The organism is Cognataquiflexum aquatile (genome assembly GCF_003316845.1).
Lineage (GTDB): Bacteria > Bacteroidota > Bacteroidia > Cytophagales > Cyclobacteriaceae > Cognataquiflexum > Cognataquiflexum aquatile.
The window spans coordinates 107,175-127,781 of record NZ_QMIK01000005.1 but is presented as its reverse complement, the minus strand read 5'-3'; the positions used below and the strand labels follow the sequence as shown (position 1 = coordinate 127,781).

Annotated in this window: 21 protein-coding genes; 11 read left to right on the top strand and 10 right to left on the bottom strand. The window is 40.0% G+C overall.

Annotated features, from left to right (window positions below):
• Position 1 precedes the first annotated feature (1 nt).
• From DQW11_RS15725 to DQW11_RS15700, 6 genes are all read left to right on the top strand, one after another.
• A complete protein-coding gene (locus tag DQW11_RS15725; RefSeq protein ID WP_113925059.1) occupies positions 2-586 on the top strand; it encodes a MarC family protein in 585 nt (194 codons plus the stop codon).
• 65 nt (positions 587-651) lie between these two features.
• Positions 652-1,107: a ribonuclease HI gene (gene rnhA, locus DQW11_RS15720; RefSeq protein WP_113925058.1), complete on the top strand. Its 456-nt coding sequence runs from the start codon at positions 652-654 to the stop codon at positions 1,105-1,107.
• 50 nt (positions 1,108-1,157) lie between these two features.
• The gene (locus DQW11_RS15715) at positions 1,158-1,871 is read left to right on the top strand and encodes a tRNA1(Val) (adenine(37)-N6)-methyltransferase (protein WP_113925057.1); all 714 of its coding nucleotides are present in this window, start codon (positions 1,158-1,160) and stop codon (positions 1,869-1,871) included.
• A gap of 85 nt (positions 1,872-1,956) precedes the next feature.
• The gene (locus tag DQW11_RS15710; protein WP_157966128.1) at positions 1,957-3,426 is read left to right on the top strand and encodes an IPT/TIG domain-containing protein; all 1,470 of its coding nucleotides are present in this window, start codon (positions 1,957-1,959) and stop codon (positions 3,424-3,426) included.
• Positions 3,427-3,436: 10 nt separating this feature from the next.
• On the top strand, positions 3,437-5,839 hold the full coding sequence (locus tag DQW11_RS15705) for a TonB-dependent receptor (protein ID WP_113925055.1): 2,403 nt from the start codon (positions 3,437-3,439) through the stop codon (positions 5,837-5,839).
• Positions 5,840-5,844: 5 nt separating this feature from the next.
• A complete protein-coding gene (locus DQW11_RS15700; RefSeq protein ID WP_113925054.1) occupies positions 5,845-6,909 on the top strand; it encodes a DUF4249 domain-containing protein in 1,065 nt (354 codons plus the stop codon).
• A 108-nt stretch (positions 6,910-7,017) separates the two neighbouring features.
• Here DQW11_RS15700 and DQW11_RS15695 read toward each other — a convergent pair whose 3' ends face one another.
• Positions 7,018-8,355: a saccharopine dehydrogenase family protein gene (locus DQW11_RS15695; protein WP_113925053.1), complete on the bottom strand. Its 1,338-nt coding sequence runs from the start codon at positions 8,353-8,355 to the stop codon at positions 7,018-7,020.
• Between the two features lie 134 nt (positions 8,356-8,489).
• On the opposite strand from DQW11_RS15695, the gene DQW11_RS15690 reads away from it, so the two are divergent.
• The 3 genes from DQW11_RS15690 (at position 8,490) to DQW11_RS15680 (ending at position 10,137) form a co-directional block, all read left to right on the top strand.
• A complete protein-coding gene (locus tag DQW11_RS15690) occupies positions 8,490-8,972 on the top strand; it encodes a cytidine deaminase (RefSeq protein WP_113925052.1) in 483 nt (160 codons plus the stop codon).
• Complete coding sequence (locus DQW11_RS15685; RefSeq protein WP_113925051.1) at positions 8,972-9,610, top strand: alpha/beta hydrolase; 639 nt, start codon at positions 8,972-8,974, stop codon at positions 9,608-9,610. The genes DQW11_RS15690 and DQW11_RS15685 overlap by 1 nt, the downstream gene beginning before the upstream one ends.
• A gap of 86 nt (positions 9,611-9,696) precedes the next feature.
• Complete coding sequence (locus DQW11_RS15680; RefSeq protein ID WP_113925050.1) at positions 9,697-10,137, top strand: UPF0158 family protein; 441 nt, start codon at positions 9,697-9,699, stop codon at positions 10,135-10,137.
• 57 nt (positions 10,138-10,194) lie between these two features.
• On the opposite strand, the gene DQW11_RS15675 is transcribed toward DQW11_RS15680, so the two are convergent.
• The 9 genes from DQW11_RS15675 to DQW11_RS15635 form a co-directional block, all read right to left on the bottom strand.
• A complete protein-coding gene (locus DQW11_RS15675; RefSeq protein ID WP_113925049.1) occupies positions 10,195-11,502 on the bottom strand; it encodes an ABC transporter permease in 1,308 nt (435 codons plus the stop codon).
• Complete coding sequence (locus DQW11_RS15670) at positions 11,495-12,394, bottom strand: ABC transporter ATP-binding protein (protein ID WP_113925048.1); 900 nt, start codon at positions 12,392-12,394, stop codon at positions 11,495-11,497. The genes DQW11_RS15675 and DQW11_RS15670 overlap by 8 nt, the downstream gene beginning before the upstream one ends.
• Before the next feature lie 48 nt (positions 12,395-12,442).
• Positions 12,443-13,330 carry a DUF4097 family beta strand repeat-containing protein gene (locus tag DQW11_RS15665; protein ID WP_113925047.1) on the bottom strand — a complete coding sequence of 296 codons (888 nt, stop codon included), beginning with the start codon at positions 13,328-13,330 and terminating at the stop codon, positions 12,443-12,445.
• A gap of 79 nt (positions 13,331-13,409) precedes the next feature.
• Positions 13,410-14,516 (bottom strand): molecular chaperone DnaJ, encoded by a 1,107-nt coding sequence (gene dnaJ, locus DQW11_RS15660; RefSeq protein WP_113925046.1) that lies wholly within the window; start codon positions 14,514-14,516, stop codon positions 13,410-13,412.
• 9 nt (positions 14,517-14,525) lie between these two features.
• Positions 14,526-15,101, bottom strand: coding sequence for a nucleotide exchange factor GrpE (locus DQW11_RS15655; RefSeq protein ID WP_113925045.1), 576 nt, complete (start codon positions 15,099-15,101; stop codon positions 14,526-14,528).
• A 74-nt stretch (positions 15,102-15,175) separates the two neighbouring features.
• Positions 15,176-16,171, bottom strand: a complete 996-nt coding sequence (obgE, locus tag DQW11_RS15650) for a GTPase ObgE (protein WP_113925044.1) — start codon at positions 16,169-16,171, stop codon at positions 15,176-15,178.
• Between the two features lie 86 nt (positions 16,172-16,257).
• The gene (locus DQW11_RS15645) at positions 16,258-16,830 is read right to left on the bottom strand and encodes an adenylate kinase (RefSeq protein ID WP_113925043.1); all 573 of its coding nucleotides are present in this window, start codon (positions 16,828-16,830) and stop codon (positions 16,258-16,260) included.
• A gap of 27 nt (positions 16,831-16,857) precedes the next feature.
• Positions 16,858-17,385 carry a hypoxanthine phosphoribosyltransferase gene (hpt, locus tag DQW11_RS15640; RefSeq protein ID WP_113925042.1) on the bottom strand — a complete coding sequence of 176 codons (528 nt, stop codon included), beginning with the start codon at positions 17,383-17,385 and terminating at the stop codon, positions 16,858-16,860.
• Positions 17,386-17,469: 84 nt separating this feature from the next.
• A complete protein-coding gene (locus DQW11_RS15635; RefSeq protein WP_232826769.1) occupies positions 17,470-18,381 on the bottom strand; it encodes an aminopeptidase in 912 nt (303 codons plus the stop codon).
• Between the two features lie 166 nt (positions 18,382-18,547).
• On the opposite strand from DQW11_RS15635, the gene DQW11_RS15630 reads away from it, so the two are divergent.
• Both DQW11_RS15630 and upp read left to right on the top strand, forming a co-directional pair.
• Positions 18,548-19,819 carry an OmpA family protein gene (locus DQW11_RS15630; RefSeq protein ID WP_113925041.1) on the top strand — a complete coding sequence of 424 codons (1,272 nt, stop codon included), beginning with the start codon at positions 18,548-18,550 and terminating at the stop codon, positions 19,817-19,819.
• A gap of 132 nt (positions 19,820-19,951) precedes the next feature.
• Positions 19,952-20,602 carry a uracil phosphoribosyltransferase gene (upp, locus tag DQW11_RS15625; RefSeq protein ID WP_113925040.1) on the top strand — a complete coding sequence of 217 codons (651 nt, stop codon included), beginning with the start codon at positions 19,952-19,954 and terminating at the stop codon, positions 20,600-20,602.
• Positions 20,603-20,607 lie beyond the last annotated feature (5 nt).

Sequence of the window (20,607 nt, the reverse complement as noted above, 5' to 3'; positions counted from 1 at the left end):
GATGTTCAGTCTCAAAGAGATTTTCTCAGTTACCCTAATCCTTTTTTCTGTGATTGATATTTTGGGGTCAATTCCCATCGTCATCAATCTCAGAAAAAAAGTGGGCCATATCCAATCCGGTAAAGCAACCATAGCTGCAGGATTTCTGATGATCCTTTTTTTATTTTTTGGGGAATCTATATTGAAATTGTTTGGTATCGGAGTCGATGACTTTGCCATTGCAGGTGCTTTGATCATTTTTGCCATCGGCGCAGAAATGATTTTAGGGATTGAGCTTTTCAAACCTGATCCGGAAGCTTCAACAACAAGTGCTTCTATAGTACCCATCGCATTTCCTCTGATTGCGGGAGCAGGAACTCTGACGACGATTTTGACCTTAAAAGCAGAATATACCCAAGCGAATATTGCCGTGGGGATGATCATCAACCTTGGGATTGTATATGCTGTTTTGAAAAGCACAAATTGGTTGGAAAGGAAATTGGGTAAAACAGGTTTGGACGTTTTGAGAAGAATCTTTGGAATTATCCTTTTATCAATTGCCATCAAGATTTTCAAAGGAGCCTTATTTACCGGTGAGTTGGATTGATTTCGAATTTCCATGAAAAGGCCTTTCCTTGGTATTGGCCTAAGTTTAGCTGAGATTAATTTAAGATGATTACAATATTTACAGATGGTGCAGCCAAAGGCAATCCCGGGCCGGGAGGTTATGGGGTAGTGATGAAGTACAACCAACACCGAAAGGAACTTTCTGAGGGTTTTCGGTACACTACCAATAACAGAATGGAACTTTTGGCGGTCATCCGTGCACTTCAGGAATTGAAAGTCAGGGATATTCCTGTCACCATTTATTCAGACAGTAAGTATGTTGTAGATGCCATCGATAAAGGGTGGCTTTGGGGTTGGCAGAAAAAAGGCTTCAAGGATAAAAAAAACCCCGATTTGTGGAGGATTTATATTCCTTTGCATACAAGATACAAACCAAAATTTGTGTGGGTCAAAGGACATGCCGGTCATCCTGAAAATGAGCGTTGTGACCAGTTGGCTGTTGCTGCGGCTGAGGGATCAAACCTTCCCCCGGATGAAGTATACGAAAAGGGAGAGCAATGATTCCAATTCGGTGAAATCCTGAATTCCAGACTTTTTCTCCCCTAAACCCGATGGCTGACACTCCATTTCGCTTCAAGCAATTCACTGTACACCATGACCGAACCGCCATGAAGGTGGGCACAGATGGCGTTTTATTAGGTGCATTAGCCGGGTCTGGATCTCCACATAATATCCTTGAAATAGGAGTAGGTTCAGGAGTGGTTTCATTGATGATGGCGCAGAGATTTCCCGAAGCCAAAATCCTAGGAGTAGAAATCGACCATGCAGCATGGCAACAGGCTACCGAAAACGCCCAAAAAAGTCAATCGAATGGCCGAATTGATTTTTTTAATAAATCCTTTCAAGAATATTGTAAACAAGATCTGACCAAATTTGATTTGATCGTCAGTAACCCTCCGTATTTTTCCAACCATCTGAAATCTCCCGATCCCAAAAGGAATTTGGCACTGCATGCCGATGCACTTCCATTTCCTGATTTGGCAAAGGGTGTTTTGACGCTTCTCGATCCGGAAGGAGAATTTTGGGTTATCTTACCGCCTGAACAAATGGGAGTTTTAGAAAAAATTCTTCTTTCCTCTGGTTTAAACCTAATTTGGAGAATATCAGTGAAAGACAAACCTTCAAAAAATATTCTAAGGAAAATTTGTGGATTTTCATTTTATAGTCGAACTCTAAATGAAAAAAACCTATGTATCAAGGATGAAATCGGAAACTACTCAGATGATTATTCTGAATTATTGAAAGAATTCCTGATTGTTTTTTAGTTTAATAAATACCCACAACTCGGCTGAATCTTTTTTTAAATCCAATATTGGTGTATTTTTAGCCCCTGCATTAAGTTTGGATTACATGGATAAAAGTAAAATTGGTATCATTTCATTGCTTGTTGTCATTCTTGGGTTTTTATCCTCTTGTGAAGAGGAAACTTCGGTGACCACCTCCCTGATAACAGAAGAAGTCATCTACCTCAGCGGAGAAAGAGCCAGGATTTTGGGAAGGATCATTACCACCCAAAATGTGGAAGCAAGTGATCACGGTTTCTATATTTCAGAAAATGAGGCTTTTTCACAGCCGATAATTGTTTCCTTGGGGGAAAGAGTAGCGCCGGGTAGATTCATCGGTGAAACCAGCGGATTGGATATTCAAAAAAGATATTTTGTCAAGTCCTTCATTTCATTGCCGGAAGGGATTCAATTTGGCAACATCCTGGAAATCACTACACTATCACCGGATGCTTTTGGTTTTTCTCCCCAAAATGGACCGGTAGGAACCACAATAACCATATTGGGTAAAAATTTCACTTCTGACACCAAAGTATTTGTCGGAGATCGCCAAGCACAGGTACTCAAAATAGATTTTGAATCTTCAATCACAGCAATAGTACCTGCGAGCGGGACAGTCGCTTTGGAGGAAGTGAAGGTGGTAGTTCAGAATCAGGAGATTCTTTTGGAAGATAAGTTTGAATACACCACTGGAAAATTCACCCAGCTGTCAAATTTCCCTACAGGTCTCAAGTTATTTGACAATATCTATTTTCAAAGTGGGGAAGAATTTTTCGCCGGTTTGGGAGCCAATAATGGACAATCAGTTAATTCACAAATCTGGAAGTATAGTTTGGCGACTAAAAACTGGACACAGGTTGTGTTTCCCGGTACGGGTCTTTGGAAGGCTTTTAGTGCGGGAAGTTTTTTTGGAGGAGGCGCAAGGGTTATCAGCCAAAATGGCCAATCGTCTCCGTCTAGCGATTTTTGGAAATTTGAAAACAATGGTTTTGTCAAGCTTCCTGATTTGACTTTCCCTGCAACAGATGCAGTTTCTTTTGAATTGAACGGCAAATTGTTTGTCTTGGGTGGTGCCTCCGGATCCGGAACTGACGCCTATAGGTATACTATTGCCACAGGACAATGGCAAAAAATTGGAAACATACCTTTTTCAGTCAACCGTACTGTCTTAAATTTTCAGCATGGGAATAAGCAATATTTAGTAAATCCGGTCTCAAAGGAAATATATTCTATAGATGGATCTACAGAGACTTGGTCATTTTTTGGAATCTACCCCGGAGACATCAATTCCGGTTCCGCATTTGGTGTGACTTTAGGTGACCGGGTGATTACCGGCATGGCCAATAGGTCACAGGAGATTTGGGAACTGAACATTTCCACGGGAATTTGGGTACGTAAAAATTCCTTCCCTGGAAATCCAATCGCAAGGAATGCTGCAACATTTGTCCATGACAATTTGATATATATTCTTAGAAGTGGGGAGGTCCAAGTGCCGGGACCTATGGAATTCTGGGTATTAGATCCGTTTGGCCTTTAATTATTGATGTATGAATAAAACTTTACCCTATATTTTCCTTTTTCTCCTCCTTGTTTCTGGAGAGCTTTTAGCCCAACAAAAAAATATTGTTGGCAGGGATATCGGCCAATTGAAGGACATCAAAATCAGCGGTAGGCTAATTGACCAAATCTCGGGAGAGCCTCTTGTGGGAGCGACTGTTACTGTAAAGGAGCTCAATAAAACTGAAGTCACCAACCCAAATGGAAATTTCAACTTAGTTCTCGACAGGGCAGACTATATTCTTGAAATCAGGTATGTGGGATATGAAACAGTCATCTATCCTTTTGTGGCAGTTGGTGATGGGAGGATAAGTCTCACCATGATTCAGGAAGATTTTACGCTGGATGACGTTGTAATATACGGTCGGGATCCAGAAAAAAACATCAGGAGCACTGACATGGGAGCAATCAGTGTGAGTATGAATACCCTGAAGGAACTCCCTCCTTTCCTTGGTGAAGTGGATATCATCAGGTCACTTGCTACCCTTCCGGGTGTAAGCCAGGTGGGTGAAGCTTCCTCCGGTCTCAATGTTAGGGGCGGTGGGGCTGACCAAAACCTTATTTTGTTTGCAGGAGCACCCATTTATAATCCTTCCCACCTTTTCGGATTGTTTACAGCTTTCAATCCTGATGTAGTCAATGATTTTGTTTTGTACAAAGCGATCATTCCGACGAAGTTTGGCGGAAGGGGATCTTCGATTTTGGATATTGCTCCCAAGTCTGGAAGTCTCACCGAGTATGGAGGAGATTTGATGGTGGGTACCGTATCAGGTAAATTATCATTGAACGGCCCCATCATCAAAAATAAAGTTTCTGCTAAAATTGGATTTAGGGGATCTTACATCAACTGGCTTTTGGGAGCTATGAACAATCCTGACTTACGTTCCAGTCAGGCCAATTTCAATGATGTGAATGGAATAGTTTATGGAGAAATAAATGAAAACCACAATGTGACCTATAGTTTTTATAGGAGTTATGATGATTTTGCTTTGGCTTCAGACACCACAATATCCTGGACCAATATGAGCCATACGGTCAGATACCAGGGGAAATTTTCTGAAAGGCTGGCGGCAGATGTCGTAGGGTATTATTCAAAATATGATTTTACCATTTTCAATAAATCCGGGACAAACAACTTTGATCTGGAATCCGGAATAACAGATATCGGATTAAGGCTGAATTTCACCTATGCGCTTGGAGAGAATAACCGGATTTCCTTTGGGGGTGACACCAAGGAAATTACTATCAGGCCGGGTGAGCTAATTCCAGGAACTTCAGAAGGAGAATCGAGTATTTTACCCAAAAAAGTACAGGATGAATTTGGAAGGGAATCAGGGTTTTATTTGCAGCATGAACTGGAATTGGGTGAAAAAATCGGTGTTTCATACGGAATCAGGTATGACATGTACCAATATTTCGGGCCCAGGACTGTGCGTGAATATGCTCCCAACCTGCCTTTGAATGAGGGGAATGTCATTGGAGAAAGGACCTATGCAGCCGGTGAAACAATTAAGACTTATGACGGATGGGGGCCAAGGGCTTCCTTGAGGTATTCTTTGGATTCCAAAACCTCAATAAAAGCAGGATACAATAAAATGTATCAATTTATCCACCTGATTTCCAATACTGCTACCATTGCGCCTACAGATGTGTGGAAGTTGAGTGATCAGTTTTTTAAACCTCAGATTGTTGACCAATATTCCTTAGGGATTTATAAAAACTTAAAAGGGAATATTTTTGAAACATCAGTAGAGGTATACTATAAGGATATTCAAAACGTATTGGAATACAAAGACGGAGCAAGGCTATTGCTTCAGCAAAATCTTGAAACAGAGGTGGTTCCCGGTCAGGGACAAGCCTATGGGGTGGAAGTTTATGTCAAGAAAAACCTAGGAAGAACCACCGGATGGGCAAGTTATACTTATTCCAGAACCCTCAGAAGGGTTATTACTCCCTTTGAGGAGGAAATTATCAATGATGGAGAATGGTTTCCTGCCAATTTTGACAAACCTCATGACCTGACATTGATCGGTAATTACAAATTGGCAACCAATGCGTCAATTTCGGCAACATTCTCCTACAGCACCGGTAGGCCGGTTTCTTTTCCGGAGGCCAAATTTGATTTTGCCGGAAACTCTCTCGCATTTTTCAATGAAAGAAATACCCAAAGGATTCCTGATTTTCACAGGCTGGACCTTTCATTGAATTTTAAACTAAAAGGAAATACCAAGTTCCATGATGGGGATTGGACATTTGCAGTGATGAACGTCTATGGAAGAAAGAACCCATTTTCCGTTTTCTTTGCCGACCAAACCGGATCACCGCCCCAATCTTACATTTTGGCAATCCTTGGTGTGCCTTTCCCTACTTTGAGTTATTCGCTTAAATTCTGACAGTGATGTTAAAAAGATTGGTATATATTTTATTCCTGATTACGGTTTCATGTATTGAACCCTACAAAGTAGAGCTTCCTCAGGGAGAGCAGCTGCTTACCGTAGATGGATTTGTGACGACCGAGCCTGGTCCGCATTCAATCAGATTGACCAGAAGTGACACCTATGGCAGTGTGTTTGAAGGACTTATCCGGCCTGTATCCCAAGCCAATGTTGCTGTCAGGGACAGCGAGGGGAATGTGGTTTTCCTTGCCGAAACTGAGGAAAGGGGAGTTTATGAAACTCCGGCTGATTTTCGGGCTAGAGTGGGACTTTCCTATTCTCTTCTCATTGAGCTGCAGAATGGGAAGTCTTATACTTCATTACCTGAAATGGTGAATTCGGTTCCTGAAATTGAATCTTTATCTTATAGGGCCATCGAAATCCAAACTTCAAACAGACTCCAAAATAGAGTAGGAGTGCAGATTTTTACCCAGTTCAGGGACCCAAGTGATCAGACCAATTTTTACTATTGGAGACAGGGAAGGGGTTCATATGTCTTGGTGGCCAATCCGGAATTATTCACTTTGCCTCCTGACCATCCTACCAACCCAAGAGGTGCTGCCCCAAAAGATTGCTGCTCTACATGTTACTTATTGGAACCGTCCAGACTTCAGACTTTTTCAGTGGCTTCGGACCAAGATTTTAATGGATTGAATCAAAATCTCCCGATTGCATTTATTGAAGATGATGGGTTGAGATTTAAGAGTATGTATCGGGCAGAAATACAGCAAATGTCTGTTTCGAGAGAGGCCCATCGGTTTCTGAGATTGATCGACCAACAAATAAACCTTACAGGAAGTGTTTTTGACCAGCCTCCGGCCAATATTCGCGGGAATATAATCAGCCTTGATAACCCCGATGAAACCGTTCTCGGGTTTTTTATCGCTGCTTCTGTTTCAAAAAAAGAGGTATATATCCAGCGAAACAATCTTGAAGTACGTCTGACTCCAAGAATTATTCCCGATGATTGCTTAACAGTGAGAGGGGCCACCTTGGATCCTCCGGCAGGTTGGAATCCGGATAACTAATTGGTTTTGAAAGAAATTATGAAAGGCATGGATTTAGTTTCTTGCCTTTCTTTTTTGATACCTGTCCGCTAATTTTTGGGAGGTGTCAAAGGTTGTATTGTTAAAAATTTAGAGTTTTTTTGGCTTTTCGATTTCCTCGAAAACAATCCCTTTCTCCTCAAGGGCATTCAATATGGGTTCATAAAATTCTTTCAGCACAGGAATCTGTAATCCCCTGGATTTGATTTTTCCACCCAAAAACAAATCAATAGCAATGGCAAGGGGAAGTCCTACAGTTTTGGCCATGGCGGTATATTCTTGGTTTTCCCCTTTGCAAACCAGGCTGGAAATAATTTCTTTGGTGCCAAAACTTCCTTTGACTTCAAATTGATGTTGCAGGACCACCATGTCCTTGTCTGTAAGGTTGAGTTGCCACTTTGCTTCCAATATTTTCTGTAGAATAGCAGCAGGGCTTCCTTTGGTCAAAGGAAGTTTGTTGTTTGAAAAAAATCCTAGCCATTCAATCTTTGACATTACTTCCTGATCTACACCTGGAAGGTATTTCTGAAGTCTTTCATTTAGGGTTTTTGTTGGGTCAATGGGTAAGAAAGAATTCAGAAATCCGCTATAAGTAGTATCCTCCGGAAAGTCCGATTCAAATGAATCGTCCGTCATCCCCAATTGGACAAAAACATTCCATGCCTGACAAAACCCTGACCTGCGAAGCGTCCCTCTCAACATGGTCGGAATACTTTCCAGGCCATAGATGGACCTATATCTTAGGGAATCTCTATTGGCATATCCATCAAAATCACCGGCTTTCCCGAAACTCACTTTTTCAATTCTTTCAAACAATTTATGATAAGGTATAAATTTGTTTTGGCCGTTTTGGATATACTTCGAAACTCCCTGTCCTGCAAGTACAACATTTCGGGGGTTCCAGGTAAACTTGTATTTCCATGGATTGTCTTCACTTTCAGGGGCAAGGACACCACCGCAATAGGATTTGAAAGAAATGATTTCATTGCCTTCTTTTTTTTCTTGCTCAATGATTCTCATCGCAGACATGTGGTCAATCCCCGGATCCAAACCGCATTCATTCAAAAAAAGTAAGTTTTTGGCTTTGATATCAGATTCCAATTTCCTGAGTTCTTGGGATTCGTAAGAGGCTGTAAATAAGTGCTTACCCAAATCAAGGCAGTCTTTGGCAATGATCGGATGCAGAAATGCAGGCAACATGGATACAACCAAATCGGATTTTTGGATCAGGGATTGTCTGGCCTGAACATTGTCAATATCAATGGCCACTGCGGATGCAAAAGGGTTGGATTTGACTTTTTCAGCAGCGATTTTTTCTGATACGTCAGCTACGGTTACTTTCCTTTGTTTTGGTCCGGCACTTTCCAATAAAAAATCAATCAGATAGGTTGATGATTTTCCTGCGCCTAAAATCAAAATGCTCTGCATAATGGAATGGATAGATTAACGGTGGTGTAAATTGTAAAAAAAGGTTGAGGTCTAAAAATCAAACAGGGTAAATTAGATAAATAGCGGGATTCCCATTTTTTTTTTGTTAATTCCATTCATTTTTAAACGAGTTAATGAACAGAAAAATAGAAGTGACAGCCTCACTTGAAGTGATACCCTTGGGGCTTTTGACGGAGTCGGAGTCAAAGCTGATACACAAGGCAAAAGAAATTTTGGAATCTGCACATGCCCCATATTCAAAGTTTTTGGTGGGTGCCGCAGTATTGCTTGAAAACGGTGAAATTTTCGTGGCAAACAACCAAGAAAATGTATCTTTTCCTGTTGGAATATGTGCCGAAAGGGCCGTCCTAAGTTATGTCATGGGTAATTTTCCCAATTTGAAACCGCTCAAGATAGCCATAGCCGCAAGGAGGCTGAATGAAAAAGCTTATGCATACGTGACGCCTTGTGGCATGTGCCGGCAAACTATCAATGAATATGAAGTGAAATTCGGTGATAAAATTGAGATCCTTATGCTAAACGGACAAGAAGAGGTTTTAAAAGCCGACGGCATCGAGCAACTTTTACCTTTTAGATTCCATAATCTGCACCTTTGATGAAAGCCTCCGTAACTTACCGCCATCGGGGGCATTATAGTATGTCCCATCTTCCAAATAGAAATGAAAAGGAAATCCTCATTGCCTTTCATGGCTATGGACAATTGGCTGAATATTTTCTGAAGAAGTTTGAACCACTATTTCGGGAAGACCGATTGGTTGTAGTTCCTGAAGCCACAAATTACGCCTACCAACAGGGGTTTTCAGGAAGAGTAGGGGCTATTTGGATGACAAGTCATGAGAGGGAAAGCGCAATTGAAAATAATAACCATTATTTGAATGAAATTTTGGAATCAGTTTTGATAAAGTATAAGCAGAAGCCTGTGGTAAAAGTGATCGGCTTTTCGCAAGGTGCTGCTACAGCCTCGAGGTGGGTCAGTCAGTTATCTTTTAAAGTGGACACCTTGGTATTGTGGAGTGGCGGATTTGCACATGATTTGGATGTAAGCAGGGCCGCACAAAATCTAAAAGACACCAAAGTGGTAGTAGTATTGGGAGATTCAGATCCGATGATTACTTCGGAATCTATTCAAAAACAAAATGAATTTATTGCATCTTTACCGTTTGAAGTAGAAAGGCTTGAATTTAAGGGCGGACATGACATTAATTTACCGCTATTAAAAAGTATTTTTGTCTGACCTATTTGGTCGTAGTTTAGATGGTGAAATAGTTTGATTTAATCCGGCAGTTATTTAATTTTCTTAAAATTTATTTTATTTCTAACATGCTTACCCTATCTGAAAAAGAAGTAGAGAAAATAGCAGTGCAGCTGCTTAAAGGAATGATTTGTTTTTACCAATTGGATAATAAAAAAATCTACCAACTTCCTGATGATGAAGATTATTTTAATTATGATTTGACGCCTGAAGAGGAAGATATCCTGGATGAAATAGATGAAAATCCGGATAATTTTGCCGAATTCGTCAAAATGGAACCAAACCAGGAACATCAGATGATGGAAAGGTTTGCAGACAGAATCGTTAAGGAGAGGGTTTTCCAGGATGAATTGGTCAATGCATTGAGTAAACCAAAGGCGGCAACAGCCTTCAAGTTTTTGATTGACAGTTCAGGAAAATACAACGAAGTTTGGAAGGAATATAGACTTCAGAATTATAAAGACTGGATCAAAGAACAGGTAGATAGCTTTAATTACGCAGAGGACTAAAAAGAAAGAGCCGCATTTTTTGCGGCTCTTTCTTTTATTGGAGTTAATAGATAGGATTCAATTCGTTTTTATCCACCTCCATAGTGTCTTATAATTGACTTTGCTACCATGTATCAATATTCCTATCCGGTAAACTTTTCCTGCAACCCAAGTACTGAAAAAGAATCCTCCCACCAATAGCGACATGGACAATATCAGGTCAAAAATCGGCACCCCATAACTTACTCTTCCCATCATCGCAATGGGAGAGGTAAATGGGATAATTGAAAGCCAAAAAGAAACGTTGCTATTGGGATCATTTAAGACAAAAACAAATAAACCAAGGTATCCTATCAATAATGGGATTGTGATAGGCAACATAAATTGCTGCGCTTCCGAGGGTGCATCCACCGCTGCACCTACTGCTGCAAAAAAAGCCCCATAAAGCAGATAACCTCCCAGGAAATAGAAAATAAAGGTCAATGTCAATTGGATGAAATCAATGCCATTGATGACTTGAAGGATGTTTTGGAGATTGTTCTGGCTGTCCATCATTTCGCCCAATTCAGGATTGGCAAGTTCCATCGCCTGTTGTTGTGGCATCTGTAAGCCAAAATAACCCATTACAATGGATGAAATTCCTCCGATAAGGATAATCCAAATCAAAAATTGAGTCAGTCCCACTGCACCGATTCCGATTATTTTTCCCATCATCAATTGAAAAGGCTTGATCGAAGAAACAAGGATTTCAATGATTCTGCTTGATTTTTCTTCAATGACTCCCTGCATGATTTGGTTGCCATAGATAAAAATAAACATATAAATCATGATGCCGGCAAGAAATCCAATTGCGTAATTGACTGTTGCATCCGTCACTTTTTCTTCTCCGCTATTGTCCAAGGTGATGGCCTGAATAGATACTTCGGTACGATAAGCATTGATTGCCTCGGAACTGATTCCGGATTCAAAAAGCCTTTGTTCCTCAATTCTCCTCTTGATACTCGATTCAAGGAAAGAGATAAGGTTCATACTTGGGTTTTTTTCACCAAAATAAGTGATCCCGGAAGGATTGCTGAGATCGATTTTTGGAATATATAAAAACCCAAAACGATCCCCTTCATTGACCATTTTCTTCCCTTCTTCGGTGCTTATTTTAGAAAATGAGAAAGCGTATTGTTCAGAACTTTCAATGAAAAAGATGTTATTCTCGTCTACTACTTCTATGATTTGCAAAGAGGGGTTTTCAGACTCTCCGATTGAAATCCACAAAAATATCCCCATGATGGAGGGAAAAATCAACGGTGTCAACAAAGTTGCTAACAGGAATGATCTCTTCTGGACTCTTGAGAGGTATTCCCTTTGGATAACCAACCAAATTTTATTCATAGGAATGATTTTTAATCTGTTGGATAAAGATTTCTTCCATAGATGGGAGGATTTCTCTGAATCCTACCACTTCCCCATATTGCATCAGCTTTGTCAAAGTCCCATTTGGAGAATCTTGGCCCAAGGGTATGGAGAAAACCGCCACTCCGTTGACTGGATATGCATTCCAATTTTCTGGGAGTGTGGTATTGATTCCTGAAAGTTTTATTTCATAGGTATTTGGCCGAAACCGTTGCTTGATATCAGTGAGTCTACCTTCCAAAATTTTATGTGAACGATGGATCATGGCAATCTGATCGCAAAGTAATTCGACAGACTCCATCCTGTGGGTGGATAGCACTACAGTGATTCCCTTTTCTTTCAGTTCGATGATTTCATTCTTGATAATCTCTGCATTTAGGGGGTCGAAACCGGAGAATGGTTCATCCAAAATCAACAATTCCGGTTCATGGATAATGGTCGAAATAAACTGCACTTTTTGGGCCATTCCTTTAGAAAGATCATCTATTCTTTTGTCTTTCCATGAGATGATATCCATTTTTTTGAGCCAATAACCCACCCTTTCTTTGGCCAAGGGCGCTGGCATGTCTTTGAGCCTTGCAAAATATACCAATTGGTCCCAAACCTTCATTTTCTTATAAAGGCCCCTTTCTTCAGGCAGATATCCAATCTGTGAGATGTGTTTAGGCTGGAGGATCTCTCCCTTAAAAAAAACCTTGCCGGAATCCCCTTCGATAATTTGGTTGATAATCCTGATCAAAGTTGTTTTCCCTGCTCCATTTGGACCCAAAAGTCCAAAGATACCACCTTTGGGAATTGACAAACTGAGATTGCTTAGGGCTTTTTGGTTCCCATAAGTTTTGGTCAGGTTTTGGATTTCAAGAATTTCCAAGGTTGATTGTGTTTGGCTAAAAATAGAAAAAAAATCCGGTTTGCAGTGTTACTTTATCGTAACCGAACCTACAGACACATCAATGGTAAAGCTCATTAGATTTTCACTGTTTTCCCGGTAAGCTTTACTCACATAAGTATCGTTGCCGAGGTCTTTTAAATATTTTGGGATATATGTCCTACACATAGGAGTGGAGGTAATTTTTAAAATATAGGCATGATTCTCATCTGGCAATTGAAGATTAACTGATCCAACCCCTACCATTGCTTTGATATTGCATGATTCTGACATCTTATCAGTGAAGGAAAGATCCAAATTGCCGTAGTTGGACTCGAAAATCATTTCTTTGGCATTGGTAAAATTCAGGTTGTTTGCTTCAAGGCTTCCCATATTGATGACAACAGAAAGTGTGTCCATTTTTACCGAATTGGCAAAATTCTTACTGTAATCCAAAATGATGTCTGCACTTGTTGATTTGATCTGACAATTTGAAATGGGCAAATGAGACAAATCAATGGTGGCTAACCCAATTCCAAAGTAAAAATGTAGGTTATAGAGATTATGGGAATTGAGACCCACATCCCATTTGTGGTCAAAGTCCTCGTTTGAGCTTGAAAAGAGCTTATAGGAAAGACTTTTTCCGAGGTTTTCGGATTCGACATTCCTGTGGGATAAGTTCGCAAAAAGAATTCCATCCTTGATTCTATAAGAAAAGGAAGGCAAAATATTTACCTTATTCAGTTCATAGTTGATAGTCAATGGACCCTCTATCTGATGCCTTTTGATTTCAGAAATTCCTTTGTAAACATTGAAATCTAGGTGGACAAGGTTATAGCCGTTTTTCTCCTCGACTTTGAACTCCTTAGTAATTTGTGCATCGGACCAAGACGTACTCCCTAGAACCAATCCAATTAGTAAGCAAAATCTGTTCAACATACGGTAAGGTTACGGCGATCAATTTAAAAGGTTATTAAAGGTATAAAAAAAGCCGGATTTTAATCCGGCTGCAAGTTTTTTAGAAAAATTCTTTCATCTTGTCAAAGAAGCTTTTCTCGGATTTCCCAGGATCAGGCATGAAATTTTCCGAATTTTTCAAATTTTCCAATATCTGACGTTCATCTTTAGAGAGTTGTTTGGGCGTCCAGACATTTACTTGGATCAATTGATCACCTCTGCTATATCCATTGATATCTTTTATTCCTTTCCCCTTCAATCTCAACATTTTACCGCTTTGGGTTCCGGGGTCAAGTTTGATTTTGACTTTTCCTTCTATAGTTGGCACCTCGATTTGGGAACCGAGTGCCGCATCAATAAAGCTCACGTACAATTCAAAGATGACGTCGTTTCCATTTCTTTGAAGCACTTCATCCTCGATCTCCTCTATGACGATCAATAAATCACCGGGAACGCCCCCTGCAGTTTCGTTGCCTTTACCGGACATACTGAGTTGCATGCCATCTGCCACACCTGCCGGAATATTGATCGATATGACTTCTTCTTTGAGAATAAGTCCTCTGATATCTGCTTCTGCAGGCTTTTTGTCTACGATTTGGCCGTTGCCGCCGCAGACATGGCAAGTGCTGGCAGAGACCATCTGGCCAAGCATGGTATTCACTACCTTTTTGATCTGCCCTGAACCCTGACAGGTCGAGCAGTTTTTGAAGGTGACTCCTTCTGCCAAAACATGTCGTTTTACTTTGATTTTCTTCTCGACCCCGTTGGCAATTTCTTTGAGGTTCATTTTCAGTTTAACCCTGAGGTTGGTACCTTTTTTCACCCTTCGTCCACCTCTTCCTCCACCAAAAAAAGAATCGAATCCACCTCCGCCAAATATGTCTCCAAATTGGGAAAAGATGTCCTCCATGTTCATTCCGCCTCCGCTGTATCCACCATTGCCTCCCAGTCCTTGATGACCAAACTGATCATAACGTTGCTTCTTTTCGGGATTGCTCAAAACCTCATACGCTTCAGCTGCTTCTTTGAATTTGTCTTCAGCTTCAGGATTGTCAGGGTTTTTATCCGGATGGTATTGGATAGCGAGCTTTCGGTAAGCTTTTTTTATTTCTTCAGGAGTGGCACTTTTTGTTACCCCTAATATTTCATAATAATCTCTTTTTGCCATATTACTATCTTATGCTCCAATTACAACTTTGGCAAACCTAATGACTTTTTCGCCAAGGGTATACCCGTTTTCAATGACATCAATGACCTTCCCTTTCATTTCTCCATTTGGGGAAGAAATTTGGGTGATGGCCTCCTGAGTCTCTGCATCGAAAGGCTTGCCAACGAGGTTTTCCATAGGTTTAAGCCCTTTTTGTTCCAATATTCTTACCAGTTTGTGAAATACAAGCTGGTTTCCTTCCCTTACCTTTGGGGCGTCTGTTTCGTTTTGATGGGCTTTGAAGGCCCTTTCAAAGTCGTCGACAACTGGAAGTATTTCTGTCATCAAATCTTCAGAAGCTGTCTTGATCAGATCCAGACGTTCTTTTGCTGTTCTTCTTCTGTAATTTTCAAACTCAGAGTAAAGCCTCAAATATTTGTCTTTCAATTCACCAACTTCTTTGACTAGTTTTTCCTCTTGGGAAGCAGTTGGTTTTGCTGAATTCTCAGAAGTTTCTTTCCGATCATCATTTACAACCTGATCCTCTTGCATACCATGTTCTTTGGATGTAATCGGATCTTCATTGAATATTTGTTTTTCCTCCATTATTTATCTCAAAATTTGACTTTTAATTTTCTATCAATTTGTTTGCCAAGGGCTCAAAACTGACAACTTGACATTCATTGGACGGTGATGGCCTGCCAAAGCATATCTTTCAATTTGTCGAGATTATATCCCGAGACTGCTGAAATGAATATCGAATCAAGGTCTTTTGGGACTTCTTTTTTCATTTGTTCCATGAGCTCCTCATCCAACATGTCAGCTTTTGTAATGGCTAATAACCTTTTCTTATCCAACAATTCCGGATTGTATTTTTGAAGTTCGCCAAGTAATATTTTGTATTGGTTTTTGATATTGTCTGAGTCGGCAGGAATCATAAACAATAAGATGGAATTTCTCTCTATATGTCTCAAAAACCTTAGTCCCAAGCCTTTTCCTTCTGCAGCGCCCTCTATAATCCCGGGAATATCGGCCATAACAAAAGATTTTTCATTTCTGTAGGGAATTACACCAAGATTGGGAACCAAGGTAGTAAAAGGATAATCGCCGATTTCAGGTTTGGCAGCAGAAATACTGGAAAGAAGGGTTGATTTTCCTGCATTTGGAAATCCAACCAAACCGACATCTGCCAATAACTTGAGCTCAAGTATGATCCATTCTTCTATTCCTTCCTCTCCGGGCTGAGCAAAATGAGGTGCTTGGTTGGTTGCTGTTTTGAAATGGTCATTTCCCAAGCCACCTCTTCCTCCTCGGGTGAGGATTACTTCTTGCCCTTCTTCGGTTATTTCAAACCTTGTCTCAAAAGTTTCCGCGTCTTTGGCAATGGTTCCCAGCGGGACTTCTAGGACTACATCTTTTCCGTCCCTTCCTTTCCTTCTTCCTCCTTCTCCGCCTTTTCCTTCTTCAGCGATGACGTGTTTTTTATATTTCAAATGGAGCAAAGTCCACACCTGCGTGCTTCCTTTTAATATGATGTGCCCACCTCTACCCCCATCGCCGCCATCAGGGCCACCTTTCGGCACGTGCTTTTCTCTTCGAAAATGTACCGAACCTGCTCCTCCTGCCCCTGATCTGGAGCAGAATTTTACGTAATCTATAAAGTTGGTTTCTGCCACTTTTTCTATGTGTTTTAAACAAAAATGGCTAAGCTTGAAGGCTTAGCCGGATTATCTTCCCTGCAAAGGTAAGAAATATTCAGTATTTAGTATTGGTCGATGACTTTTGTAATGTCAGCAAAGATGCCTTCGATAGTTCCGACTCCATTTATTTTGGTGAATTTTCCCTGCTTTTCATAGTATTCTGCTACCGGAAGAGTTTCGTCAAGATATACCCTAATCCTGGTTTCAATTTTGGACTCATCCTGGTCATCTGTCCTTCCTGAGGTTTTTCCTCTTTCTCTTATCCTTTCTTTCAGAATATTCTCCTCCACATCCAAAGCTATCATGCCGGAAATTTCAATATTGTTTTTTTCCATCAATTTATCCAAAGCCTCTGCCTGAGCAACGGTCCTTGGAAATCCATCGAAAATGAAGCCATTTGTCCCGGGGGTATTTGCTATTTTGTCATCCACCATTCCGATGACGACTTCATCAGGAACAAGCCGACCCTCATCCATATATTTTCGCGCAAGTTTTCCTAAATCTGTTCCCTCCCCCAGATGCTTCCTGAATAAATCTCCAGTGGATAAATGGGTAAGCTTGTATTTTGAAATAATGTTCTCGCTTTGGGTTCCTTTGCCTGCCCCCGGAGGGCCAAATAAGACAATATTGAGCATATTCTATTTTTCTTAATATGTTTAGATTTATTTCAATTGATAAAGTTCTGGAAGATTTCGTCCCAATCCATCAAAGTCCATCCCATAGCCTACCACAAATTTATTTGGAATCTCGAAGCCTATATAATTCACTTGGATGGGATGAGATAGCGCATCGGGTTTAAGAAGAAGCGTTGCAACAGCTATTCTTTTGGGATTTTCAATCTGCACCATCTCAAGGAGGTGTTTCATACTTAAACCGGTATCGATGATATCCTCTACTATAATTACAGATCTGTTTTGCAATTCAATATCCAAGCCAAGAAGGTTTTTGACAGCCCCGGTCGAACTCGTTCCCAAGTAAGAGGAAACTTTGACAAAGCTCACCTCAATTGGTATGGAAATACTTTTTGCAAGATCTGAAAGAAATATAAAAGAACCATTAAGGACACCAATCAAAACAGGGCAATCCCCTTTGAAATCTTTGGATATTTCGGCACCCAATTCAGCCACCCGATGGTGAATCGAATTGGCTGTAATATAAGGAACAAATACTTTGTCTTTAATTGATATCATAAGATCAAATAAAAATGCCCTTTATTCAAGGGCACGGCAAATATAAAAAAAAAAGATTCCTCTCCATCTAATTAATTGCTAATCCTATAATCGCTTCATCAAATATTTATAAAGGTCAATCATGTTTTGAAGATCTTTCAATGAAACCTTTTCGTAAGGTGTGTGAACATTATCCTCTGCCGCACCTATAAAACACCAATCTATAGGATAAGGTGAAAATTGGATTTCCCGGCCATCACTTCCACCACTTCCTTCCACCTCAATTTGATAGGGGATGCCGCTTTCATTAGCTAAACCCAATATTTTTTCCAAAAATCTTTTTCGGGGAATGTATTTATCCCTCAATGAGATGGCGACTCCTTGATGATGTTGGACACCTTCTGTAATCCAGGTGATATCTGAAATCAAAGCAAACGTAATTGGAGCCACTTCTTGGATAAATCGGATCAGGAAAGGAACACTGCCTCCTCCGTGTTCTTCATAAGTAGAAAAAACTATCCAGCCGTTTTCCAATTCCTCGCATAACTTCAAACAATTGTATATTCCAAGTCGGTTGTCTAAATAAGCAGCTTGGATATATTCATCGTCCATAATAATCGACTGCTCGAACGAAAGGAGGGTACCTCTGTCAATTGCTCTTGGGAAATCATGGAAAATCAGATCATCATCCAAAATTATTTTACATGAAATTGGACCCAAGCTGTCTTCCCCCACAAGTCTGGTGCCTTCTTCAATCTCAGGTCCTCCTATAGCTAAGAGTTGGTTTTCATATCTTGTCGAAAAACCAATAGTATCAATGTGTGCAAATACTGCACCTTTTGGTATCCCAAATTTAAGTAACAGACAATCATGCAATTTATCTCCAAAAAATACTTCAGGCTGAACCTTCCAAGTATCTTTACGTTTACGAATATAATCAATTAGAAATTCAGTCATGGGAGATTCATTTCCGGAGACGCTGTTGGTATTTAAGAGGTCAAAGAGTAATTTTGTCATAGGATAATGTATTTCACATTGATTTAAATTGTAAATTCAATAAAAATCAAAAAGAATTTTGGTATAGTTTTAAAATATTAATATACATTTGTGAACAGTTAAAAGTTTATAAATTTGCAGTCAAATCAATTAAACACCTAAAAATCTGAACAAAAAATTTTTTATTATGAAAAAAATATTACTATCTACAATTATGGCGGGCTGTTTAGCTTTAGGAGTTAACGCCCAAGACGACTTCAACAAGTGGTCTTTAGAACTCAACGGAGGTTTTAACAAACCTATGGCGCAATTGTCACCTGGATATTTCTCACCTACATTAAACCTTGGTCACGTTGACTTTGGTGTAAGGTACATGTTCAATGACAAATTTGGTGCTAAATTGGATTATGGTCTAGGTTCATTCAGCGAAGCTGATGGCACAACTCCATTTTCTACAAGCTATTACAGGCTAAACCTTCAAGGTGTTGCTAATCTTGGTAGAATCATGAAGTGGGAATCTTTCACAAGAAAGGTCAATTTGTTAGGCCACTTTGGAGCCGGAATCGGTCAGGTTCGTCATGATGGACCACCGATTACTTTTGATGATAATGTTTATAACATTATCGCAGGGTTAACCGGTCAGGTAAAGTTGAGCGAAAGAATAGCACTTACAGGTGATGTGAGCACTATTCTTAACGGTAGACAGACTGTAACCTTTGACGGTAACTCAAATATAGGACCTGCTGATCCGGGATTTTATGGAACAAACGGAACTTGGTGGACTGGAACCTTGGGTTTGACCTTCTATCTTGGCAAAGGTGCTACTCATGCTGACTGGTATGTTGAAGCTGACAAGTATGCAACAAAAGCTGAATTGGCTCAACAAATCGGAGAGATCAAAGATATGTTGAAAGATTCTGATGCTGATGGTATTCCTGATTACCTTGACAAAGAGCCTAACACTCCAGGTGGAGCTAGGGTAGATTCAAATGGTAGAACAATTGATTCTGACGGTGACGGTATTCCTGATCATTTAGATAAGTGTCCTTTCGCTCCGGGTCCTGCTTCAAATAACGGTTGCCCAATAGAGCAAGTAAAAGCGGAAACTGATTTCTTCAAAAGAGCTATCAATGAAAACTACGTAAATGTTTACTACGCTTTTGATTCAGCAAAACCTCTTGGTTTCTCTGCTTCAGCTGTAAACTATGTTTCCAATTTCTTGAAAAGAAATCCTGGTGTTAACCTAGAAGTTAAAGGGTTTGCTGATGAATTAGGTCCTGAAGATTACAACATGAAGTTGTCTGAAAAACGTGCAAAAGCTGTCTATGACTTGTTGATTGCCGCAGGTATCGATTCTTCAAGACTTTCCTACAAAGGTTATGGTGAAGATACTAGCGTAGACAAAAACTCTGCTGATGCTAGACAATTGTCAAGAAGAGCAAGTTTCGAAGTGAAGTAATTCAAACTTTAAATATTCAAAGCCCGATTCCTAGAATCGGGCTTTTTTTTTGAATATATTTTTAAAATCACCGCCTTTTGGTTAGTGTTATTATTGCGATATTTGAACTGATCATCATTAAATTCTTGAGGTATGTTTATTTTGGAAGATACAAATAGTGTAGCAAACCATTTTCTTGCCGAACTCAGAGATACAAACCATCAAAATGACCGTTTGAAATTCCGCAGAAACCTTGAAAGATTGGGCGAGGTGATGGCCTATGAGATTTCAAAAACTTTTGCTTTTCATGAAGTTAATGTTGAAAGTCCTTTGGGGACTAAAAAATCAAGTTTAATTTCCGAACAACCGGTCTTAGTCGCAGTCTTGAGAGCTGCCCTTCCTTTTTATCAGGGATTTTTAAACTTTTTTGATAAAGCAGACAGTGGATTTATTGGCGCTTACCGAAAAGAAGAGGGTCATGAGAATAAAGGTATTGAGATTGAATATCTGTATCAGGCTACTCCTGATATCAACAATAGGTGCCTTATTTTAATTGACCCGATGCTTGCAACTGGTAAATCAATTGTAAAAACAATTGATAACCTGCAATTGAAAGGAAATCCCAAAAGTATTCATATCGTGAGTGTGATAGCTGCCCCTGAAGGGATTCGGTATATAAGTGAAAATATTACAACACCTTACAAATTATGGGTTTGTTCTATTGACGAATGTTTAAATGAACAGTCATATATTATTCCGGGCCTTGGTGATGCAGGTGATCTTTGTTTTGGAAATAAAACCTGATACAT

Bases quoted from the DNA above. Each gene is read 5' to 3' on its own strand.
- DQW11_RS15725 (WP_113925059.1), top strand. From the start codon at position 2: ATGTTCAGTCTCAAAGAGATTTTCTCAGTTACCCTAATCCTTTTTTCT.
- rnhA (WP_113925058.1), top strand. From the start codon at position 652: ATGATTACAATATTTACAGATGGTGCAGCCAAAGGCAATCCCGGGCCG.
- DQW11_RS15715 (WP_113925057.1), top strand. From the start codon at position 1,158: ATGGCTGACACTCCATTTCGCTTCAAGCAATTCACTGTACACCATGAC.
- DQW11_RS15710 (WP_157966128.1), top strand. From the start codon at position 1,957: ATGGATAAAAGTAAAATTGGTATCATTTCATTGCTTGTTGTCATTCTT.
- DQW11_RS15705 (WP_113925055.1), top strand. From the start codon at position 3,437: ATGAATAAAACTTTACCCTATATTTTCCTTTTTCTCCTCCTTGTTTCT.
- DQW11_RS15700 (WP_113925054.1), top strand. From the start codon at position 5,845: ATGTTAAAAAGATTGGTATATATTTTATTCCTGATTACGGTTTCATGT.
- DQW11_RS15695 (WP_113925053.1), bottom strand. From the start codon at position 8,355: ATGCAGAGCATTTTGATTTTAGGCGCAGGAAAATCATCAACCTATCTG.
- DQW11_RS15690 (WP_113925052.1), top strand. From the start codon at position 8,490: ATGAACAGAAAAATAGAAGTGACAGCCTCACTTGAAGTGATACCCTTG.
- DQW11_RS15685 (WP_113925051.1), top strand. From the start codon at position 8,972: ATGAAAGCCTCCGTAACTTACCGCCATCGGGGGCATTATAGTATGTCC.
- DQW11_RS15680 (WP_113925050.1), top strand. From the start codon at position 9,697: ATGCTTACCCTATCTGAAAAAGAAGTAGAGAAAATAGCAGTGCAGCTG.
- DQW11_RS15675 (WP_113925049.1), bottom strand. From the start codon at position 11,502: ATGAATAAAATTTGGTTGGTTATCCAAAGGGAATACCTCTCAAGAGTC.
- DQW11_RS15665 (WP_113925047.1), bottom strand. From the start codon at position 13,330: ATGTTGAACAGATTTTGCTTACTAATTGGATTGGTTCTAGGGAGTACG.
- dnaJ (WP_113925046.1), bottom strand. From the start codon at position 14,516: ATGGCAAAAAGAGATTATTATGAAATATTAGGGGTAACAAAAAGTGCC.
- DQW11_RS15655 (WP_113925045.1), bottom strand. From the start codon at position 15,101: ATGGAGGAAAAACAAATATTCAATGAAGATCCGATTACATCCAAAGAA.
- DQW11_RS15645 (WP_113925043.1), bottom strand. From the start codon at position 16,830: ATGCTCAATATTGTCTTATTTGGCCCTCCGGGGGCAGGCAAAGGAACC.
- hpt (WP_113925042.1), bottom strand. From the start codon at position 17,385: ATGATATCAATTAAAGACAAAGTATTTGTTCCTTATATTACAGCCAAT.
- DQW11_RS15635 (WP_232826769.1), bottom strand. From the start codon at position 18,381: ATGACAAAATTACTCTTTGACCTCTTAAATACCAACAGCGTCTCCGGA.
- DQW11_RS15630 (WP_113925041.1), top strand. From the start codon at position 18,548: ATGAAAAAAATATTACTATCTACAATTATGGCGGGCTGTTTAGCTTTA.
- upp (WP_113925040.1), top strand. From the start codon at position 19,952: ATGTTTATTTTGGAAGATACAAATAGTGTAGCAAACCATTTTCTTGCC.